Below are 20,317 nucleotides of genomic sequence, written 5' to 3'. Positions count from 1 at the left end.
CCCGCGCGGCACGCCGACCTCCGGCCGGAGTGCGGCCGGGGTCTCGGGCGCGCCGGGCTGCGGAGCGGTCGGCGTATCGGTGTGGGGCGCGCGCTCCGGCGTTTCGGCCGTCCGTGCGGCTGGCGCTCCCGGAATGCCGGGCGGCCCGGTGGGAGCGGGGGAGGAAAGGGGTAGGGACAACGTGGAGACCCTTGAAAAGGGACCCCGGTGACCGTGAGGTCGCACCCGTGGGCCGTGGGGCCGGGGGTGGGTGTCAGGTCAGACCGGGGCCCGGGACGTGAGGATGGTCCGGCGGGCACTGCACACGGCAGTGGCCTCTACGACGGTCATCAACTCACCTCCCCTTCTGGTCCCGCAGTCGACGTGCGTCGTCCCTGCACGGTCAACGCTAGCACGCCCGTTCTCCGGTGTCGGACGGGGCCGCGGTGGAGAACGGGTCGGTCGCGGGGGGTCGGCCCCGCCTCATGACGCGCAGCGGGTTAACTTAGGCTTACCTAAGTTCGCGTGGTCGCTCCTGGCGGTCTGCGTCCGCGGTAGCCATTCCTCTGGGGGAGTTGACACACATGTATCAGGATCCGGACGAGTTCGCGCTCCTCGCCGCACAGGCGGGTGTTCATTTCGCGGACCGGCTCGCCCCGGGCCCCGCCGCATTCCAGACGGCCGACGTGGTGGAGATCCACGGCCCGTTGGACGAGGAACTGTTCGGCGCCGCGCTCACCCGCGTCGTGAGGGAGGCCGAGACCCTGCGGACCGTCGTGCGCGAGCACGCCGGCGGGCCCCGGCAGCGGGTCGCCCCCGCTCCCGCCGACGCCCCGCTGCACCGACTGGACCTGCGTGCGGACCCCGCCCCGCTCGCCGCCGCCCGGGCCTGGACCCACGCCGACCTGACCCACCCCTGCACCGCACCGACCCCGACCGCCGGCCCCGCAGACCACGCGGCCGGTGCCCCCGGGGCGAGCGGTGCGCCCACCGCCCCCGAGGGCGGGGGAGCGGACGCCGCCCCGCTGATGACCCAGGCCCTCATCCGTCTCGCGGACGACCACTACTGGTGGTACCAGCGGGCCCACCACATCGCCGCCGACTCCCATGCGCTCCACCTCGTCGGACGGCGCACCGCCGAGGTGTACACCGCGCTCGCCACCGGACAGGAGCCCCCGCGGACCCGCTTCGCCCCGCTGCGCGAGGTGGTCGAGGAGGAATCCCGCTATCTGAACGGCGAACGGTACGCCGCCGACCGGGAGTTCTGGACCGAACGACTGGCCGGGACGGAGGTGCCCACCACCCTCGGCGGTCCGCCCACCGGCAGGCCCGCGACCGTCCTGCGTGGTCACACCGACCTCCCGCCCGGAACCTTCCACCAGCTCACCGAGGCCGCGGCGACCAGCAGGGCGACCTGGGCCGAACTCGTCCTCGCCGCGACCGCCCTGCACCTCCACCGCGGCACCGGCGCCCGGAACGTCGTCCTCGGCCTGGCGCTGGCCAACCGGCGCGGCCCGGCCGCCCTGCACACCCCCGCCACGGGGGAGAACGTCGTGCCGCTGCGGCTCGACGTCCATCCGGCGGACACCGGCGCCGAACTCCTGCGCCGTGTCGCCCTGGAGGTCCGCGCGGTCCGCCGTCACCAGCGCTACCCCCAGTCCGACCTGCGTCAGGACCTCGGCCGCACCGGCGCCGACCGCCCCCTGACCGGCCCCGTGATCAGCATCAAACCGGTCGGTGCCGCACTCGACTTCGCCTCGTCCCCCGGCACCGTGCACCACCTGGCCACCGGGCCCGTGGAGGACCTGACGATCGGAGTCGCCCCCGGCGTCGACGGCGGACTGCGCCTGTCCTTCGACGCCCACGCCGGCCGGTACGACGAGCCGGCGGCCACCCGGCACCGCGCCACCCTCGGCCACCTGTTGACCGCCTACGCCGACCTGCTGCTGACCGACCCGCAGCGGCCCGTGGGCACGCTCGACCTCCTGCCCCGCGACGAGGTGTGGGCCGCCACCCGCGGGCGCGCCGAAGCCCCCGCCCGGCGCACCCTCCCCGCCGCACTCACCGACCGCGTCGCCCGGACGCCCGACGCCGTCGCCGTGCGCGCGGTGGACGCCACCCTCACCTTCGCGGAACTGGAGTCCGCGGCCAGTGGCCTCGGCGCCGAGCTCGCCCGGCTCGGGGTCACCACGGGCACGCCCGTCGCCCTCGCCCTGCCCCGCACCTCGACGATGGTCGTCGCGCTGTTCGCCGTGCTCGGGGCCGGCGGCGTCTGCCAGCCCCTCGACCTCGAACACCCCGCGGCCCGCACCCGCGCCGTCCTCGCGGACGCCCGTCCCGTCTGCGTCCTCGGCACCACCGGGACCCTGGCCGCCCTCCCCGACCAAGGGTTGCCCGTGCTCGCCCTCGACGACCCGGCCACCCGGGACCTCCTCGCCCGGCACCTCGCCGCCGTGCCGAGCACTCGTCCGACCCCGCGCGACCCGGCCTACCTCGTCCACCCCCACCACTCCCATCACCCCAGTCACCCCGGTCACGGTCCGGACCCCTTCGACGGCCGCGCCGAAGGCGTGCTCGTGAGCCACGCCGCCCTCGCCAACCGGTACGAAGGCCACGGGACCGACCACATCGCGCCCGCGGTCGCCCGCACCGGACGGGCGCGGCTGCGGCTCGTCCACAGCGCGTCGTTCGCCTCCGACGCGGCCTGGGACCCGCTGCTCTGGATGGTCCACGGGCACGAACTGCACCTCCTGGACGAGGCCACCCGCCGTGACCCGACGGCCTTCACCGCGTACGTGCACCGCGAGCGCATCGACCACCTGGCCGTCACCCCGTCCCAGGCCGCGGCCCTGCTCGCCGAGGGGCTGCTCGACGAGGGCCACCACCAGCCGGCCGTGCTGACCATCGAGGGCGAGCCCGCCCCGGAGCCGCTGCGGCAGCACGTCCCCTCCGCGGCCGGGCTGTACACGGTGCACCAGTACGGTCCGACCGGGGCCCACGGCGCCGCCTACTCCTGGCGCGTCGGCGAACCGGGCGACCCACGGGGGCCGGTGGTCGGGCGGCCCGTGCGGGGCTCCCGCGCCTACGTCCTCGACGCCGCGCTGCGCCCCGTCCCGCCCGGGGCGACGGGAGAGCTGTACCTCGCGGGACCGTGCCTCGCCGTCGGATACCTCGGCCGACCCGACCGCACCGCCCAACGGTTCGTGGCCGACCCGTTCGGAGCGCTGCACGACCACCCGGGCAGCCGGATGTACCGCACCGGCGACCTGGCGCGCCGCCGCGCCGACGGAACCGTGGAACTCCTCGCCCCCACAGTCCCCGAAGCCCCTGTCACCCCTGAAGCTGCTGATGTCCTCGGAGCCCCCGTCGGCCGTGGCGACCGTCGCGCACCGGTGCGGCCGGTCCCCGCACGCGACGCCGGGCTCCGGCGGCGCGTGCTCGGCGCCGACGACCCCCGTACCGGGGCGGCGCCGCGGCCGGCTCCCGTCGGGTGCACCCTCCCCGAGGTCTACGGCGCGGTCGCCCGCCGCTACCCGGACCGCATCGCCGTCTCCCACGGCGGTGCCACCCTCTCCCACGCCCGACTGTGCGCACGTGCCCACCAAGTGGCCCGCATGCTGGCCGTGCGGGGCATCGGACCCGGATCGGTGGTGGCGCTCGCCCTGCCCCGCTCCACCGACCTCGTCACCGGACTCCTCGCGGTGACCCTCGCCGGGGCCGCGTACCTCCCCCTGGACCTCGACCACCCGGCCGGCCGCCTCTCCTGCGCACTGGCCGACGTCGCCCCGGCGGCCGTGGTCACCGATTCGGTCACCGTGCCCCGGCTCCCCGACCACGACCTGCCGATCCTCTGCACCGACTCCTCCTTCGTCGACCGGTACGCCACCCGGCCGCTCACCCAGGCCGAACGGACCCGGCCGCTCACCCCGTACGACCCCGTGTGCGTCATCCACGCCCCGGACGCCGCCGACGGACCGGAGGGCGTGACCGTCACCCACCACGACGTCACCCGACTCCTCACCGCCACCGACCGCGGGTTCGGCTTCCGCCCCGACGACGCGTGGACCCGCTTCCCCTCCCACGCCTTCGACTCCTCCGTGTGGGAGTTGTGGGGAGCCCTGCTGCACGGCGGCCGGGTCGTCGTCGACGCCGCGGTGGCGGTCCGTGCCGATGTCGCCGGCGCCCGCCGGGACACGACCCCGTCCGAGCCGTTCGCCCCGCTCGCCCGCGTGCTCAGCGAGCGACTGACCGAACGGGAGAAGTGACCCCGACATGAGCGACCCCGACCCGAGCAACGCCCCCACCCACCCCTTCAGTGCCGAGGGCGAGCGCCGCGGCGCGGGGCCCGCGGAGTTCACGGTCCTCGCCGACGACTGGGGAGAGCACTCCTTGTGGCCCGTCTTCGCCGAGGTCCCGGACGGGTGGCGCACCGTGTACGGGCCCGCCGTCCGGCAGGACGCCCTGGACTGGATCACCGAGCACTGGATCGGTCCGTCCACGAACTGAGCTGCTGTCGACGGGGGATGGGGGCCACGGGTCGCCGGCGTTCCGCCCCACCCCGTACCGGCCGCCGATGCGTCCGGTCATGAGGGTGCGTCATGTGGTGCACCCTCCGGGATGTGGTGCGCCCTGCGGCAATGCGCCCTGGATCTGGGCGGATTGGGCGTCGAGCGTCGCTCCGGCCGAGGGTTTCACTTCGGCCAAGTGAGGTTAGCCTAACCGAATATGTGTGCCGCCTCACTGGGGGATCGGTCGGGTGTGCAAGCTTAATGAGTTAGGTTAGGCTCGCCTAAGTGAGGGGGGAGATTGCTCATGCCTGAACACCGACCCGAACACCGTACGGACTTCGTGGGCCGCATCGCTCTCGTGACCGGCGCCGGACAGGGGATAGGGGCCGCCGTCGCGGTCTCGCTGGCGACGCTGGGAACCGAAGTGATCGCCACCGACCGCTCCGCGCACGGGGTCGACGAGCTCGCCGCCTCCTGGCGGGAACGAAGCGGTGCGGACGGGCCGGACGGGCCGCACACCGGCCCCGGATCGATCACCCCGATGGTCCTCGACGTCACGGACCGCGCCGCCGTGGACGCCGCGGTCAAGGTCATCGAGGACGAACACGGCCCGCTCGGCCTGCTCGTGAACGTCGCCGGCGTACTGAGGCCGGGCCCCGTCGCCGAACTCACCGACGACGACTGGGCGCAGACCTTCGCCGTCAACACCACCGGCGTCTTCCACACCTCCCGCGCCGCGGTCAGGCCCATGACCGCCCGCGGCGGCGGATGCATCATCACCGTCGGCTCCAACGCCGCCGGCATTCCCCGCACCGGCATGGCCGCCTACGCCGCCTCCAAGGCAGCGGCCACCATGTTCACCAAGTGCCTCGGGCTGGAAGTCGCCCGCAGTGGTGTCCGGTGCAACATCGTCGCCCCCGGCTCCACGGACACCGCCATGCAGCGCGCCCTGTGGACCGACGGCGACGCCCCCCGGCGGGTCATCGCCGGGGATCCCCGCACGTACCGCACCGGGATACCCCTCGGACGGATAGCCGAGCCCCAGGACATCGCCGACGCGGTGGTTTTCCTCGCCTCCGACCGCGCCCGCCACATCACCATGCAGGAGCTGTACGTCGACGGCGGCGCCACGCTCAGGTAGACGGCGCCCCGTCCCCCCACCCCACCTCCGTGCACGCACGGAGCACCCGAGAAATGGAGCCCCCGTGTCGACGGCATCCGAAGTCGCCACGCACGTCCCCCTGGCCGGACAGGCCCTCACCGTGACCGCTGACGCCGCGGTCCGCCCCGACACGTCGCCCGACCCCGCGTACCCCGCGCTCGGTGCGGCGACCGCCCTGCTCCACGCCTACCGCACCGGGTCCAGATTCCTCGCCACCCCCACCCGCACCCTCCTCGGCCACGGCACCCGCGCCGAAGTCCCCCACGACGACAGACCGTTGCCCGTCAGGGTCGCCGAGGCGCTGGCCGCGGCCCGGGCCGACGGCCACGGCACGCCCCTGGTGCTCGGCGCCGTCCCCTTCGACCACCACGCCCCGGCCGCCCTCGCGGTCCCCGCCGAACTGCGCACCGGTCCCGCCCTCGCCTCGGACCCCATGATCGCGCTGCCCGCCGAGCGCCCCGACCCCGTCGACTGGGGGATACGCCAGGTACCCGCACCGGACGCGTACGCCGCCGGGGTCGCGGACGCCGTCGACCGCATGTGGCAGGGCGAGTTCAGCAAGGTCGTCCTCGCCCGCACCCTCGAACTGACCGCGCCCGGCCCGCTGGACCTGCCCGGCATGGTCGACCGGCTGGCGCGCCGCGACCCCTCCGGTTACACCTTCGCCCTGCCCGTCGGCCCCGACCGCACCCTGCTGGGCGCCAGCCCGGAGCTCCTGGTGTCCCGCCGCGGGACCCAGGTCGTCGCCAACCCCCTCGCCGGATCCACCCCGCGCGGCGCCGACCTCGCCGAAGACGTCCGCCGGGCCGCGGCCCTCCTCGAATCCGCCAAGGACCTGCACGAACACGCCGTCGTCGTCGACGCGGTGTACACCGCCCTCGCCCCCTTCTGTCGTGACCTCGTGGTCCCCGAACGGCCCACCCTCGTGCGGACCGCCACCATGTGGCACCTGTCGAGCACGGTCACCGCCACCCTCATCGACCCCACGACCTCCGCCCTCGAACTGGCCTGCGCCCTGCACCCCACGCCCGCCGTCTGCGGTACCCCCACCGCGCTCGCCCGCCGCGTCATCGCGGACACCGAGCCGTTCGACCGGGGCTACTTCACCGGAATGGTCGGCTGGGGCGACGCGGACGGCGACGGCGAATGGGTCGTCACCATCCGCTGCGCCGAGGCCGAGGCCAACCGGCTGCGCCTGTACGCGGGCGCCGGAGTCGTCGCCGCCTCCCAGCCGCAGGCCGAGACGGAGGAGACCGGAGCCAAGTTCCGCACCTTCCTCAGCGCCGTCGGAGCGGAACTGTGACACCGCGTCACCCCGCCCTCCTCGCAGATGCGTTCGAAGCCCGAAGATCGAGGGCGAACCGGTCGCACCCCGTGTCCGCCCACTGATCCCGTCGCTCCCCTCCGCTCCCCTCCGCTCCCCGTCGCTCACTCGAACGGAACCACCGACACCATGGCCCTGCCCGCCGTCACCCCCTATCCGATGCCCACCGCGGGGGAGTTGCCCGCCAACCGGGTCGACTGGAAGATCGACCCCGCCCGCGCGGTGCTGCTCGTGCACGACCTCCAGAACTACTTCCTCTCGGCCTTCGACACCTCCGCGTCTCCCGTCACCGAACTCCTCGCCCACACCGCGAGGCTGCGGCAGTGGGCCGCCGGGGCGTCGGTCCCGGTCGTGTACACCGCCCAGCCCGGCGGCCAGACACCCGCCGAGCGGGGACTCCAACAGGACTTCTGGGGGCCCGGTCTGCCCGCCGACCCGCACGCCGCCGCCATCGCGGACGCGGTGGCTCCCGGCCCCGGTGACACGGTCCTCACCAAGTGGAAGTACAGCGCCTTCGTCCGCACCGACCTCCTGGAGCGCATGCGGGAACTCGGTCGCGACCAACTCGTCATCACCGGTGTCTACGCGCACATCGGCGTCATGATGACCGCCTGCGACGCCTGGATGCAGGACGTGCAGGCGTTCGTGGTCGCGGACGCGGTGGCCGACTTCTCGGCGGACGACCACGCCGCCGCGCTGCGCTGGGCGGCCGGGAAGTGCGCGGTGGTCACCACCACCGGGGCGGTCCTGGGGGAGGGCTGACCGCGGTGCGCACCACCCCGGGTACCGGGCCGACCCGCTTCGGCGGCTGACCCCCGAGGCCCCTACCGGCCCGCCGGACCGTGGCGGGTCGGTCCGCGTCCCCTTGCCGGCCCGAAGGGGCGCGTACGGGGGCGTGACCGGGATGCGCACCCTAGGGGCCCTGCCCTTCAACGGCGGGTCACGGGCACGGTGTCCTTCGTCAGCAGCGTGTCGCCGGACCAGCAGAGCCGGTAGAGGTCGACCTGGCCCAACAGATCGCGGCCGGACCGGTAGAACTCGCAACGGGCGCCGGCCGGCCGGGAAGCGGAACGGGCGTGGTCGGACGGGTAGGGGTAGGCGCGGGCCGGCAGCAGGGGGGCGAGCTCGGCGCGGGGCCGGCCGGTGGTCAACTCGTCGAACCGGGAGGGCGGTAGCAGGCTCGTCGTCAGTTGCCATCCGGGTGGGGCGCGGTCTCGGACGGCGACGCGGGCCCTCGGGTGCCGACCGGCGTGCCGGGCTCGGCCCCTGGTCCCCGTGTCGGCGCCCCGGGGCGGGCGTCGGCCTGGTGCGGGAGGACGGCGGTGACATGGAATCCTCCCGCGTCGGATGCGGTCCGCAAGGAACCGCCGAGGACCGTCACCCGCTCCCGAAGCCCCATCAGCCCCCGGCCACCGGCGCCGTGTGCCGGGCCCTCGCCCGCGTGCGCCGGACCGCCGGCCGACGAGGCGGTGTTCACCACGCTCACCCGGGTGCGGTCGGCCCCGTGCGTGATCCGCACCCTGATCGCACAGTCCGATGCGTGCTTCACCGCGTTCGTGAGGGCCTCCTGCACCACCCGGTACATCCCGCGTTCGACCAGCGGAGACAGCGGGGGCGCCACCCTGCGCCGCTCCCAACGCACCGGCACCCCGGAGGCGATCGCCCGGGTGAGGAGGTCCTCGACGGTGTCGTGGACGGGGAGGCCCGCACCCGTGTCCGGGCCGGGCGGGTCGTGCAGGACGGCGACGGTCTCCCGCAGTTGCTCCACCGCGTCCGCGATCGTCCCGCGCAACTCGGCGAGGTCGGCGCGGTCGCGGTCGGTGAGGTCGGGCGAGAGTTCCAGGGCCCCGGCGCGCAGGGCCACCAGGCTCAGTGCGTGGCCGAGGGAGTCGTGCATGTCGGCCGCGATGCCCGCGCGTCCGGTCAGCCAGGGCAGCAGCAGGGCGCCGAGCAGACAGCTCAGGGCGGCCAGCGACAGGACGTGGGCGTTGCCGGGGGTCGCGGGGTCGGCGGCGGGACCACGGCACGGCCACCGCCAGGACGGCCAACGGGGGGAGGCGGCCATCTCCGCGTACGAGGCCGGCCTGGTCCGGACCGTTCCCCGCTGACCCGGGGTCAGCTCCCCGGAGCGGTCCGCCGTACGGGGTGGGCCGCGGTCTTGACCGTCTCCAGTGGTAAATCTGACGAGATCCTCACACCCATAAACGTATGATTCACCGTATGTCCACGATCCCCGACCCCGCCCGGTCCGGCGCGGCCCTGCGCTCCGCCGACGACATCAACGAGGACATCCGTGCGCTGTGGGCGCGCGCGGGCGGCAGACTCAGCACCGAGCAGCGACGGCAGTACCAGTGCCTGGTCATGGAGTGGTCCGCCGCTCGGCAGGCCGCCCGCCAGTCCCCGCCCGCCCGGGACCCCCGGACCGTGACCGACGACGTCGCCGTACCGGGGTGCGGGAGCCACGCCGCCTGAGCGTGCCCGTCCCGCTCCGGGCGGCACCGCGCTCCCGTTCCGCTGCGGCGACGTCAGTGCAGTCCGGCGACGACGTCGGCGAGCCGCTCGGGCATCGACAGGAACGGCGAGTGGGCGGCGTCGAGTTCCACGACGGAGGTCGGGTTCTCGGGGAACGCGGCGTCGGCCTCGGTGATGAACTTCCGTTGGAGGGCCGGGGGCAGTGCCCTGTCCCGGGTGCAGACCACGTAGGTGCGGGGCACCGAGCCCCAGCCGTCGGCGGTCAACCGGGTCGTTCCCCGGGCGATGCCCGCCGGGGCGTCGGGCGTGAGCAACCCCGTCGCGGCGTCGGCGAGGTCGCGGTCGACATCGGTGTAGAACGCGTCCCGCAGCAACCGGCGGTAGCCGGCGTCGGCGGAGGCGAGGTCGATCCGGTGCGCCCCTATGACGGCGGCATCGGCCCTGATGACGGCCCCGATCAGACTGTCCGCGTTCTCGGGCGCCTCGTGGTAGGCGCCCCCGGCGATGTCCGAGCCCGGCATGAAGGCGGCCAGGTACACGGCACGGCCGACCAACTCCGGTGCCCGTTGTGCGGCTCGGGTCAGCACCGCGCCGCCCATGCTGTGGGCCACCACCGTGACCGGGCGCCCGCCACCGATCCGTGCCAACTGCGCGACCAGTAGCGCACCCGCCGCATCGAGGTCGACGTCCGCCACCGGAGAGACCTCGCTGGTCAACCCGGCAGGGTCGAAGGGCCGTTCGGACAGGCAGCGGGCGCGCCGTGCGTGCAGTCCGTGTCCGGCCATGTCCACGGCCACGGCGGGGCGGCCGGCCGTCGCCACCCGGGCGATCACCTCGCTCCAACACCAGCTGCCGTGCCAGGAGCCGTGGAGGAACAGCAGCGGGGCGGGACCGGTGGACATGACGGCTCCTTCGGGGGCGCCGACCGTGGTGGGGGCGGCCACAGTCGTGCGTCGGTAGCGGTGGACGGGGTGGGAGGGGTGTGAGTGACCCACGCGTCAGCCTGGCACTCGGCGAGGTGTGCGACCAGTACGACGTCCGCCAAGTACCCGGCCGGCACCTGCGTCCGCCCGCGCACCGTCCGGGCCGCCCGGTGCACCGTCCGGGCCGCCCCGTGCACGGGCGGACGCACGGATCGGGCATGCGGTTTGCACGGGGAAGGCGGGGCTCCGAATGGTGACAACCGCGACTGGCCGCCCCGGATCGGGCTGTGGAAACGTTTCTCCCGTCCCCGCCGAACGAATCCGTGAGGAGCGTGTGTGAACCCCGAGTACGCCGCGTACACCCAAGCGGACGCCGACTTCTACGACTCCCCCCGGCACGGTGCGGGGAAGTCCACCGAAGGACCCGAGCTGTTCGCCGCCGCCCGGGCTGCGGCGCCCGAGGGCTGGCGGACCGAATGGCGCGGGGACTGGCTCTCGTTCAGTCCGCAGGGCCTGCGGTTGCCCGCCCAGGGCTGGAAGATCCACATATCGGCCGCGGCCGACAACGCCGAACGCGTCCTCGACCGGGTCGTCGCCCACTGCGTCGAACGACGGCTCCCCCTGAAGTTCGTCCCCGGCCCCCGACTGCTGCTCCTGCGCAACGCGAAGTACGCCGACCGCGCCGGCAGCGGCAAGTTCATCACCGTCTACCCGCACTCCGAAGAGCAGTTCCCCGCAGTGGCCGACGCCTTGGTCGACCTGCTCGCCGGAGAGCACGGGCCGTACGTCCTCAGCGATCTGCGCCTCGGCGACGGACCGGTGTACGTGCGCTACGGCGCCTTCGCCCGGCGCTTCTGCCTCGACGCCGAGGGCCGTACGGTGCCCGCGGTCGCCGATCCGGACGGCACCCTCGTCCCGGACCTGCGCGGACCGTCCTTCCGGGTCCCCGCGTGGGTGACCCCGCCGCCCTTCCTCGCACAGCACCTCGCCGCCCGCACCGGCGCCGACGCACTGCCGTACACCGTGGAGGGTGCGCTGCACTTCTCCAACGGCGGAGGCGTCTACCGGGCGCGCGACCCGCACACGGGCCGGCGGGTCGTCCTCAAGGAGGGGCGCCCGCACGCCGGTCTCGCCGCCGACGGGGCCGACGCGGTGCAACGCCTCGACCGGGAGCGCGCCGCGCTGGAACAACTCGCCGGGCTCGACTGCGTGCCCGAACTGCTCGGCTCCTTCACCGTCGAAGGACACCGCTTCCTCGCCCTGGAGTACGTTGCGGGCACCACGCTGAACACCGTCCTCGCCCGACGCTTCCCGCTGTCCCGGGCCACCGCCACCGCTGCCGAACTCGCCGAGCACGCGGCCTGGGCGCGCGACATGCACGCACGGGTGGCCGACGCGGTGCGCGCCGTGCACGAGCGCGGGCTCGTCATCAGCGATCTGCACCTGAGCAACATCATGGTCTCCGAGGACGGCACGCGCGTCGTCCTCCTCGACTTCGAGGCGGCCTCGCCCGCCGTCGAGCGACGCCGTCAGATCGTCGCCAATCCCTCCTTCGTCGCCCCACCGGGCCGGCGTGGGACGGACATCGACACCTATGCGCTCGCCTGTCTGCGGCTCGCCCTGCTCACCCCGTTGACCGTGCTGTTCTCCATCGACCGCGCCAAGGCCCGCCACCTGGTACGGGAGATCACCAGGATCTTCCCCGTCACCGCGGACGAACTCGCCCCCGCGCTCACGGAGATCCTGCGCGACCCCGACCCCGACCCCGACCCCGACCTCGCCCCCGACGCTGGCGCCCGCCCGGTGCGCCCGGTCAGGTCCGGCGGACCCGCCGCGGCACGACCCGACGCCCCGGACGTACCGGAGCCAGCGGATTGGCCCCGCAGCCGGGACTCGATGGTGCGTGCCCTGACCGCGGCCTGCACACCCGATCGCGAGGACCGATGTTTCCCGGGCGACATCGCCCAGTTCCTCACCCCGGTCGGCGGCCAGAGCTTCGGCTACGGCGCCGCCGGCGTGCTGCACGCCCTGCACGAGACCGGAGCCGCCCCCTGTCCCCAGGCCACCGAGTGGTTGCTGGACCGCGCCAAGGAACCCGTGTCCGGCACCCCGATCGGCTTCTACGACGGACTCGCCGGCATCGCCTGGACGCTGCACCGGCTCGGCCACCGCGCACAGGGCCTCGCCCTGGCCCGGCTGATCGCCCGTGAGCCGCTCGACGGCAGATCCGCCGATCTGCACGGCGGACACGCGGGCCTCGCCCTCGCCCTCGACGACCTCTCCCGCGCCACCGACGGGGCCGAAGCCGCGGCCCTGCGCACCGCCGCGGAACGCTGCACCGAACTCGCCGCGCACACCGTCCGGAACGCCTCCCCGACCCGCCGCACCGGACTGCTCCACGGCGCCAGCGGCCCGGCGCTCCTCTTCGTGCGCCGCTACGAGACCACCGGCGACGCCGCCTACCTGGACCTCGCGGCCACCGCACTGCGCCAGGACCTCGACCGCTGCCGCACCGGCACCGACGGCGCCCTGCTCGTGCTCGACGGCAAGCGCACCCTGCCCTACCTCGGCGGCGGCAGCGCCGGCATCGCGATGGTCCTCGACGACTTCCTCGCCCACCGCGACGACCCCGAACTGCGCGCCGCCCGCGAGCAGATCGAACCGGGACTGCGGTCCGCCTTCTACATCCAACCCGGGCTCTTCCGGGGCGCCGCCGGACTGCTGCTGCAACTCGCCCGCACCTCCTGCGGCGATCCGGCCGAACGGCAACGGACCCGCGAGCGGCACGCCCGACTGCTCGGGCTGCACTCCGTACCGTACGCGGGCGGACTCGCCTTCCCCGGCGAACAGATGATGCGCCGCTCCATGGACCTGGCCACCGGCACCGCCGGCTGTCTGCTCGCCCTCGGCGCCGCCTTCGGCGACCGCCCCGCCTCGCTGCCCTTCCTCCCGCCGCTCCCGCGGCCCACAGACCGGCCCCAGCCAGGGGCCGTACCCCAATGAGATCCATTCGTCCCCAGAAAGGACCCGTCATGGCGCTTCTCGACCTCCAGTCCCTGGACACCCCCGAAGAGGAGTTCGAGGGACCGGCCACCGGCAGCCAGGTGAGCCTGTTGGTCTGTGAGTACAGCTCGCTGAGTGTCATCCTCTGCACCCCGTGACGCTCCGCCGGGAGACCGCTCGATGAGCCGCCGCGCCGGTCCGGCCGACGCGACCGCCCGTCCCTCCCGGCCATGAGTCGCCGGTCCCGGGCCCACCAGGGCCCGGGACCGGTCGTCGTACGGCGGTCCGACGGCGCAGCGCCCCACCGGCGCCGCCGTCGGACCCGTTGCGGCCGACCCGGCACCGCCTGCGCACGGCGACGCCATCCGCGGCGAAAGGACCCCGGCGTGTCCCCCAGCCTCCCCCCGGCCCCCGACGGCCCCCGGGCCGCGCTCCCCGCGCCCGCCCGACCGCCGCTCGCCGTGGTCCTGCTCTGTTCCCTGGGCGGCGCCCTCGCCGCGCTCGCCCTGCCCGCCGTCCTCGGGCACGCCCTCGACCGGCTCCTCGACTCCGGCCGCGTCCCCTGGCCCGCCCTGCTGCTCGCCGCGGCCCTGACCGCGACCGAGGTCCTGCTCGACAGCACGGTCGCCGTGGTGGGCGGCAGCACCACGGCCCGGTACGCGGCCCGACTGCGGATCGACATCCTCGACCGGGTGCTGCGCGCCGAGCCCCACCGTGTGCGGGAGTTCCCGGCCGGAGACCTCACCACCCGACTCACCGCGAACGCCGCCGAGGCCGCGGCCGTGCCGGTGACCCTCGCCACCGCCGCGGGCACGGTGCTGCTGCCGCTCGGTGGTGTCCTGTGCCTGTTCCTCATCGACCCCTGGACCGGACTGGCGCTGGTCACCGGACTGCCGCTGTTCGTCCTGCTGTTGAGGGCCCTCGTCCGGGACACCGCCAGCGCGGCCACCGACTACCAGCGGGAGCAGGCCGCGATCGCCGCCCGGCTCACCGAGACGATCGACGGCATCGACACGGTGCGCGCCGCGGGGACCGCCGAGCACGAGCGGGCCCGCGCCCTCGAACCCCTCCGGCGCCTTGCCCGGCACGGCCGGCGGACCTGGCGCGTCCAAGGCCGTGCCGCCGCCGGTGCCGGGGCACTGCTGCCGCTGCTGACCCTGCTGGTGCTCGCCGTCGGCGGGCTGCGCCTGGCCCACGGCGCGCTCAGCACCGGTGACCTGCTGGCCGTCGCCCGCTACGCCGTCCTCGCCGTGGGCCTGGGAGCCCTGACCGGCGCGCTCGCCGCGGTGTCCCGGGGCCGCGCCGCCGCCACCCGCCTCACCGCCCTGCGGGACCTGCCCGCACCACCGCACCGCGGACTCGCCCTGCCCCCCGGGGGCGCCGGGGAACTGCGGTTGCACGGCGTCGGCATCGTCCGCGACGGGCGGCCCCTGCTGGACGGCGTCGACCTGGTCGTGCCCGGTGGCACCACGGTCGCCGTCGTCGGCCCCTCGGGCGCCGGGAAGTCCCTGCTGGCCGCGCTCGCCGGCCGCCTCCTCGACCCCGACACCGGGACGGTCACCCTCGACGGCGTCCCCCTCGACGGGGTCGACCCGTGCGCCCTGCGCACCGAGATCGCCTTCGCCTTCGCCCGACCGGCCCTCCTCGGCCCGACCGTCGCCGCGGCCATCGCCTTCGGCACCGAACCCGGACCCGACGCGCACCGGGTGCGCACCGCGGCCCGCGCCGCCGCGGCCGACGGTTTCATCGGCCTCCTCCCGCAGCGCTACGACACGCCCCTCGACCAGGCGCCCCTCTCGGGTGGCGAGCGCCAACGCCTGGGCCTGGCCCGGGCCTTCGCCCGCCGCGGACGGCTCCTGATCCTCGACGACGCCACCTCCAGCCTCGACACCGCCACCGAACGCCTCGTCCAGCGGGCGCTGGCCGGCGAGAGCGGACACCGCACCCGGATCGTCGTCGCCCACCGCATCTCCTCGGCCGCCGCGGCGGACCGCGTGCTCTGGTTGGACGGCGGCCGGGTCCGCGCCCACGGCCGCCACACCGAGCTGTGGCGCGACCCCGCCTACCGGGCCGTCTTCCGCCCCGGAACACCGGCCGCGCCGCCCGCTCCCCCCACCCCCGCCGCGCCGCCCGCCCGGCACTCCCCGACGGGGGACGCACGGTGAGCGGCCGGGGCGCGCTCGCCCGGGTGAGCGGGCAGGCACGGCCGTTCCTGCGCGCCCGGCTCCCGGACGTGGCCCGGCTGTCCGTCTGGTCCCTCCTGGAGTTCGCCCAGACCTTCATCGGCGGGTACGCCGTCGCCCGCGCGCTCGACGGCGGATTCCTCGCCGGCACCCCCACCACCGGACTCCTCTGGCTCTCCCTCGCCGCACTCGCCGTGCTGCCCGCGGCCCTCGCCGCCCGCGGCGTCTTTCGCGCCCTCGCCGACCTGGTGGAACCGCTGCGCGACGGACTCGTCCGCCGCGCCGTCACCCACGGCATCGCCGGGGCGCTCACCGCCCCCGCCACCGCGACCACCACCCGGTCCGTCTCCCGGGTGACCCACCAGAGCGAGATCGCCCGTGACGGCTGGGCCGGACTCGTCCTGTCCCTGCGGTCGTTCGTGTTCACCGCCGTCGGCGCCCTGGCGGGCCTGGCGGTCCTGTCGCCCCGACTGCTGCTCGTCGCGGTGCCACCGGTGCTCGTCGGATGTGGGTTGTTCCTCGCGACCCTCGCCCCCATGGCCGTGCGCCAACGCACCTACCTCGACACCGACGAGGCGTTCGCCGCCCACACCGGACGGACCGCCTCGGCCGTGCGGGACATCGCGGCCACCGGCGGCGCCCCGACCGTCCTCGACGGGGCGGACCGCCTCAGCCGCGAACAGAGCCGGGCGGCCCGCTCCCTCGCCCGGTGGGCCGCCGTGCGCATCATCGCGCTCGGCATCTGCGGAGCCCTGCCGCCCCTCCTGCTGCTGCTCACCGCCCCCTGGCTGCTGCGCCACGGGCTCACCACCGGGGGACTGGTCGGCGCGTTCGCCTACCTCACCCAGTCGCTGGCCCCGGCGGTGCACGCCCTGCTCACCGTCCTCGGCACCGCCGGCGGGCGCCTCGTCGTGGTGCTCGACCGCTTCACCGCCCCCGGGCGACTGCCACCCCCGCCGAACCGGCACCCCGCGTACGGCCGCCCGCTGCCCACCGGCGGGGCGGCCACCGCGGAACTGCGGGCCGTCACCTTCGGCTACGGGCCCGCCGCCCGCACCGTCGTCGACCGGCTCGACCTCACCCTGCGCCCGGGCGAGCGGCTGGCCGTCGTGGGCCCGAGCGGCAGCGGCAAGTCGACCCTCGCCGCCCTCCTCGCCGGGGTGCTCACCCCCGACCGGGGCGAAGTACGCTGGCTCGGACGCCCGTTGGCGGCACCCGACGGCCCCGAGCCCGGTGCGGTGCGCACCCTGTTGCCGCAGCGCGGGTACGTGTTCACCGGCACGGTCCGCGACAACCTCAGGTACCTGCGCCCGGAGGCGGCCGACCGGGACCTCGTCGAGGCCGCGGACCGGTTGGGCGCGACCCGGCTGGTGGACCGGCTCGGCGGTCTCGACGCCACCCTCGACCCGGCCCGACTGTCGGAGGGCGAACGCCAACTGCTGGCCCTGGTACGGGCCGGACTGTCCCCCGCCCCGCTGCTCATCCTGGACGAAGCCACCAGCCAACTGGACCCCGCGGCCGAGATCCGGGCCGAGGAGGCGCTCGCCCGACGTCCCGGCACCCTGGTCGTCATCGCGCACCGGCTCGGCTCCGCCCAGCGGGCCGACCGGGTGCTCGTCCTGGACGGGGGTACGGCGGTGTGCGGCCCGCCGCACGACATGCCGCGGCGCTCCGCGTTGTACCGGGATCTGACCGGGCACTGGGCGCCCGCACCGCCGGCGGCGGACGTCGTGCCCCTGACCGGCGGGGCGTCGACGCGCGACCGGGCGGGGTGAGGGCGGTCGGACGGGGGGACCCGCGGCGCACGGCGGCCCGGCCGCCCCCGGCCGGAGCCGGCCGGGCCGACGAGGAGCGGGCGGCGGCGCCCGGACGCGGCGCAGCCCCCGACCGGTCACAGCCAGCCGAACTCCCTGGACAACCTGATGGCGTCGAGCCGGTTGCGCGCCCCGGTCTTGCGGATCGCCGCGGCGAGGTAGTTGCGCACCGTTCCACTGGCCAGACACAGGGAACGCGCGATGGAGGCCACCGACTCCCCGTCCGCCGCCAGGGCGAGCACCCGCAACTCCCGTGCGGACAGGGGGACGTCAGTGGCCTGGAGGAGACTGAACGCGAGCGATTCGTCGATGTGTCGACCACCCGCCGCGACCTTGCGCACCACCTCGCAGAGGTGGTCGACCGGACCGCACTTGTCGATGTAGCCGGTGGCGCCCGCCTCGAACGCCCGCCGCAGGTCACCGGTGCGGTTGCTCCGGGCGAGGACAGCCAGGGCCATCTCGCTCTGCGTGCGTGGCGTGCGCAACGACTCCACGAGTCTCAACACGTCCCGGGAATCCGGACAGTCCAGGTCCGTGACCAGTATGTCCAAGGACGCCTCCGCCAGCGCCGAGGGCACGCCGCCCTTGTCCGTGGCGTGTATGTACAGTTCGCTGTCCTCGCTGAGCAGGGAAACCAAGGAGGCACGCCACAGGGACACCGCGTGCACCAGCAGAACCTTCGTCATGAGCTGCTCCTCAACGCCGTTCCCACCGAACGCCGCGGCCGGGCCCGCCGCGCGCGTGATCCCGATCATCCGCACCCAGCACACCAGGGGCGCGCGCCGGGCATCTCCCGTTTTCGGCGAGTGGCCAGATGACTGGATGCACGAGGGCGCAACGAAAGAGCGTGCCCGCCCAGGCCGTGCGCCCCTACGGTCACCGCCTGCCCCGAATGGGCGGGGGTGCGCACACTGCGGCGCTTTTGGCGGGAACTCGATTCCGGCCGGTCACGGATCACCCGAGGTGGCCGGTGTGATCGTCGAACGAACGGTGCCGAGACGGGGCGAACCACCCGGGCAGGAGTGGCGAATTGACGAAGGTGCGCCCCCGCGACGGCGGTGGTACGGGCTGCTGTTGCCGCCCGCGGGCCCAAAGCCAAAGACGCGGAACCGCCCCGTGCCGGCCGGGTGGGCGGAACGGGGCGAGCAGCGGGCGACGATCCGGTGGACCCCGGCTTCGTCGGCGGGGTCCCGCGGGTCGGGGTCGGGGGTCGGGAGCGCGCGTCAGTCGGTGGCGGTGAACGCGAGCCGGGCCGCTCGGCGCCAACGGTTGGCGGGTATCGCGGGGCGCAGTGCGGCGAGCGCGCCGCAGTACTTGGTGAAGACCGCGGGACGAATGCCCCGCGCGTGCAGGAACCGGTCGGCCTCGGTCAGCTTGCCCGCGTTCTTCGTCTCCACCAGGACCAGACCCGGATCACAGCGCACCGCCGTGCCCGCGCGCACGTCCGCGCAGCGCAACCCGGCGTCACAGGTGACCCGTTCCCCCCGGGAGACCAAGGTGGCCCGTCGGTAGTCCGTCGTGATCGACGGATGGAGCCGCCGCGGAGCCTCGATGCCGTATGCGGCGTGCAGTCGGTCCGCGAGGAACTCCCGGAACGGGGCGTCCAGCGGGGTGGCGCCCTCGCCCAGCGGACGTCGGTGCTTGACGGTCTCGCCGCGCCCGCTCTTGAGCTTGATCTCGAACTGCCGTTCCCCGGAGTCCTGGTAGACCCGTTCACGGATCTTGAAGCGCAGCCGGCGCCCCCGACGGTGGTCGTCGAAACAGCGCAGCTCCGGAGTGTCGTAGTAGACGGAGTGGTACCGGAACCAGCGGCGGCCGTCGATGGTGAGGGCGCGGAACGGTCCCCCGGGCCGGCCCGGGGCGGTGAGGTGGGCGGCCAGCTCGGCGAACACCTCGACGGGCACCAGATAGGCGTGGTCGAAGCGGGCGAGGAGTTCGGCGCTCGCCAGCACCTCGGGCAGGGAGATGGACGCGGCGGCCAGCACGGGGTCCGCCACGAGGGCCAGTTCGGGGGCGGGCGCGTCGTCGGGCGGGCGTGGTGCCTCCCGGACGGCCACGGCGTCGGCGGGGCCGTACACGCCCAGGGTGTCGGTGTTGTAGCGCCCCGGGCGGAACGTGCCCGCGTTCGGCGTGACCTTGTTGCGGGTGACGGTGCAGGGGTCGCCGGCCGCCAGGGTGACCGGGGCGGGCAAGGGGGCCAGGGGAGGGGCCGGCGGGCTCACGCGGCCTCCAGGGCGGACTCCGGGGCGGGCGCGGCGGCGATCTTCCCGCGGGGCTCCAGCGGCTCGCGGTAGCGGACGTCCACGACGGTGAGGTCCCGCACGAAGTCCACCTCCATCACGGTCCAGTTCATCGGTTCCCCGAGTCTGCTGACGAGTGCGGCGCGCAGTTCCACGGGCCCGTCGTACACGGCGTCCAGGACGACGACCGTGCGTCGGGAGCGGGCGAACAGCCGCGGGTGGTCGGCCAGGTAGACCACGGCGAGGAGCACTGCGGCGAACGCCGCCGCGTGGGTGAGCCGCAGGTTCGGCAGGCCGCAGATGAGGCCGAGCACCAGGGTGGTGAAGTAGTAGGCGACTTCCTCGTGCTGGATGGCGTCGGACCGCAGCCGGATGATCGAGAGCACGCCGAAGAGCCCGAAGCCGAGGGCCATGCCCCCCGATCCGCCGACCTGCGCGAGGGCCGCGACCACGGTGAACAGGGCGACGTTGAGGGCCAGGTACGCGGGCAGCAGATCACGGCGCCGGTGTCTCGGGTAGTACACGGCGAACGTCAACAGGCTGACGGCCGCGAGGTCCACGGCGAGATGGACCGCCAGATGTCGTAAGGACTCCATGGAAACCTTCCAGCAAAGGGAATGTGAGAGGGGTCGGAATGCTGGAACTCTAAGGGAACATCGGGTAAACGAGTCGGCAAGGGAAGCTCTGTCTATGGAAAAGAGGTGGAACT

General features: G+C 74.7%; 16 protein-coding genes. 10 read left to right on the top strand and 6 right to left on the bottom strand.

Annotation, left to right across the window (positions count from 1 at the left end; genetic code table 11):
- The first annotated feature begins 563 nt into the window (after positions 1–563).
- The 5 genes from ACFYOU_RS13520 to ACFYOU_RS13500 all read left to right on the top strand — a co-directional run bounded on the left by ACFYOU_RS13520 (position 564) and on the right by ACFYOU_RS13500 (position 7,735).
- Positions 564–4,244, top strand: coding sequence for an AMP-binding protein (locus ACFYOU_RS13520; RefSeq protein WP_391305488.1), 3,681 nt, complete (start codon positions 564–566; stop codon positions 4,242–4,244).
- Between the two features lie 7 nt (positions 4,245–4,251).
- Positions 4,252–4,485: an MbtH family NRPS accessory protein gene (locus ACFYOU_RS13515; protein WP_391305486.1), complete on the top strand. Its 234-nt coding sequence runs from the start codon at positions 4,252–4,254 to the stop codon at positions 4,483–4,485.
- 306 nt (positions 4,486–4,791) lie between these two features.
- Positions 4,792–5,628 carry a 2,3-dihydro-2,3-dihydroxybenzoate dehydrogenase gene (locus ACFYOU_RS13510; protein WP_391305484.1) on the top strand — a complete coding sequence of 279 codons (837 nt, stop codon included), beginning with the start codon at positions 4,792–4,794 and terminating at the stop codon, positions 5,626–5,628.
- 64 nt (positions 5,629–5,692) lie between these two features.
- Complete coding sequence (gene dhbC, locus ACFYOU_RS13505) at positions 5,693–6,952, top strand: isochorismate synthase DhbC (RefSeq protein WP_391305482.1); 1,260 nt, start codon at positions 5,693–5,695, stop codon at positions 6,950–6,952.
- Between the two features lie 150 nt (positions 6,953–7,102).
- Complete coding sequence (locus ACFYOU_RS13500; RefSeq protein WP_391305480.1) at positions 7,103–7,735, top strand: isochorismatase family protein; 633 nt, start codon at positions 7,103–7,105, stop codon at positions 7,733–7,735.
- Between the two features lie 167 nt (positions 7,736–7,902).
- Here ACFYOU_RS13500 and ACFYOU_RS13495 read toward each other — a convergent pair whose 3' ends face one another.
- Both ACFYOU_RS13495 and ACFYOU_RS13490 read right to left on the bottom strand, forming a co-directional pair.
- Positions 7,903–8,124: a hypothetical protein gene (locus tag ACFYOU_RS13495; RefSeq protein ID WP_391305479.1), complete on the bottom strand. Its 222-nt coding sequence runs from the start codon at positions 8,122–8,124 to the stop codon at positions 7,903–7,905.
- A 35-nt stretch (positions 8,125–8,159) separates the two neighbouring features.
- Positions 8,160–9,038 (bottom strand): histidine kinase, encoded by an 879-nt coding sequence (locus ACFYOU_RS13490; protein WP_391305477.1) that lies wholly within the window; start codon positions 9,036–9,038, stop codon positions 8,160–8,162.
- Positions 9,039–9,193: 155 nt separating this feature from the next.
- Between ACFYOU_RS13490 and ACFYOU_RS13485 the strand changes: the two genes are divergently transcribed.
- Positions 9,194–9,445 (top strand): hypothetical protein, encoded by a 252-nt coding sequence (locus ACFYOU_RS13485; protein WP_391305474.1) that lies wholly within the window; start codon positions 9,194–9,196, stop codon positions 9,443–9,445.
- A 53-nt stretch (positions 9,446–9,498) separates the two neighbouring features.
- On the opposite strand, the gene ACFYOU_RS13480 is transcribed toward ACFYOU_RS13485, so the two are convergent.
- Positions 9,499–10,347: an alpha/beta fold hydrolase gene (locus ACFYOU_RS13480; RefSeq protein WP_391305473.1), complete on the bottom strand. Its 849-nt coding sequence runs from the start codon at positions 10,345–10,347 to the stop codon at positions 9,499–9,501.
- A 357-nt stretch (positions 10,348–10,704) separates the two neighbouring features.
- Here ACFYOU_RS13480 and lanKC point away from each other — a divergent pair, with 357 nt between their 5' ends.
- The 4 genes from lanKC (at position 10,705) to ACFYOU_RS13460 (ending at position 17,329) form a co-directional block, all read left to right on the top strand.
- The gene (lanKC, locus tag ACFYOU_RS13475; protein WP_391305471.1) at positions 10,705–13,371 is read left to right on the top strand and encodes a class III lanthionine synthetase LanKC; all 2,667 of its coding nucleotides are present in this window, start codon (positions 10,705–10,707) and stop codon (positions 13,369–13,371) included.
- A gap of 29 nt (positions 13,372–13,400) precedes the next feature.
- Positions 13,401–13,529 carry a SapB/AmfS family lanthipeptide gene (locus tag ACFYOU_RS13470; RefSeq protein WP_387001118.1) on the top strand — a complete coding sequence of 43 codons (129 nt, stop codon included), beginning with the start codon at positions 13,401–13,403 and terminating at the stop codon, positions 13,527–13,529.
- A gap of 228 nt (positions 13,530–13,757) precedes the next feature.
- Positions 13,758–15,536 carry an ABC transporter transmembrane domain-containing protein gene (locus ACFYOU_RS13465; protein ID WP_391305468.1) on the top strand — a complete coding sequence of 593 codons (1,779 nt, stop codon included), beginning with the start codon at positions 13,758–13,760 and terminating at the stop codon, positions 15,534–15,536.
- Positions 15,533–17,329: an ATP-binding cassette domain-containing protein gene (locus ACFYOU_RS13460; protein ID WP_391305467.1), complete on the top strand. Its 1,797-nt coding sequence runs from the start codon at positions 15,533–15,535 to the stop codon at positions 17,327–17,329. The genes ACFYOU_RS13465 and ACFYOU_RS13460 overlap by 4 nt, the downstream gene beginning before the upstream one ends.
- A 116-nt stretch (positions 17,330–17,445) precedes the next feature.
- On the opposite strand, the gene ACFYOU_RS13455 is transcribed toward ACFYOU_RS13460, so the two are convergent.
- The 3 genes from ACFYOU_RS13455 to ACFYOU_RS13445 form a co-directional block, all read right to left on the bottom strand.
- A complete protein-coding gene (locus ACFYOU_RS13455; RefSeq protein ID WP_385492951.1) occupies positions 17,446–18,054 on the bottom strand; it encodes a LuxR C-terminal-related transcriptional regulator in 609 nt (202 codons plus the stop codon).
- A gap of 537 nt (positions 18,055–18,591) precedes the next feature.
- A complete protein-coding gene (locus ACFYOU_RS13450; protein WP_391305465.1) occupies positions 18,592–19,590 on the bottom strand; it encodes a VTC domain-containing protein in 999 nt (332 codons plus the stop codon).
- A complete protein-coding gene (locus ACFYOU_RS13445; protein ID WP_389766340.1) occupies positions 19,587–20,204 on the bottom strand; it encodes a DUF4956 domain-containing protein in 618 nt (205 codons plus the stop codon). The genes ACFYOU_RS13450 and ACFYOU_RS13445 overlap by 4 nt, the downstream gene beginning before the upstream one ends.
- Positions 20,205–20,317 lie beyond the last annotated feature (113 nt).

This window comes from Streptomyces sp. NPDC005955, from assembly GCF_042871255.1.
In the GTDB taxonomy this organism is placed as follows: Bacteria; Actinomycetota; Actinomycetes; order Streptomycetales; family Streptomycetaceae; genus Streptomyces.
This window is presented reverse-complemented; position numbering and strand designations above follow the sequence as displayed.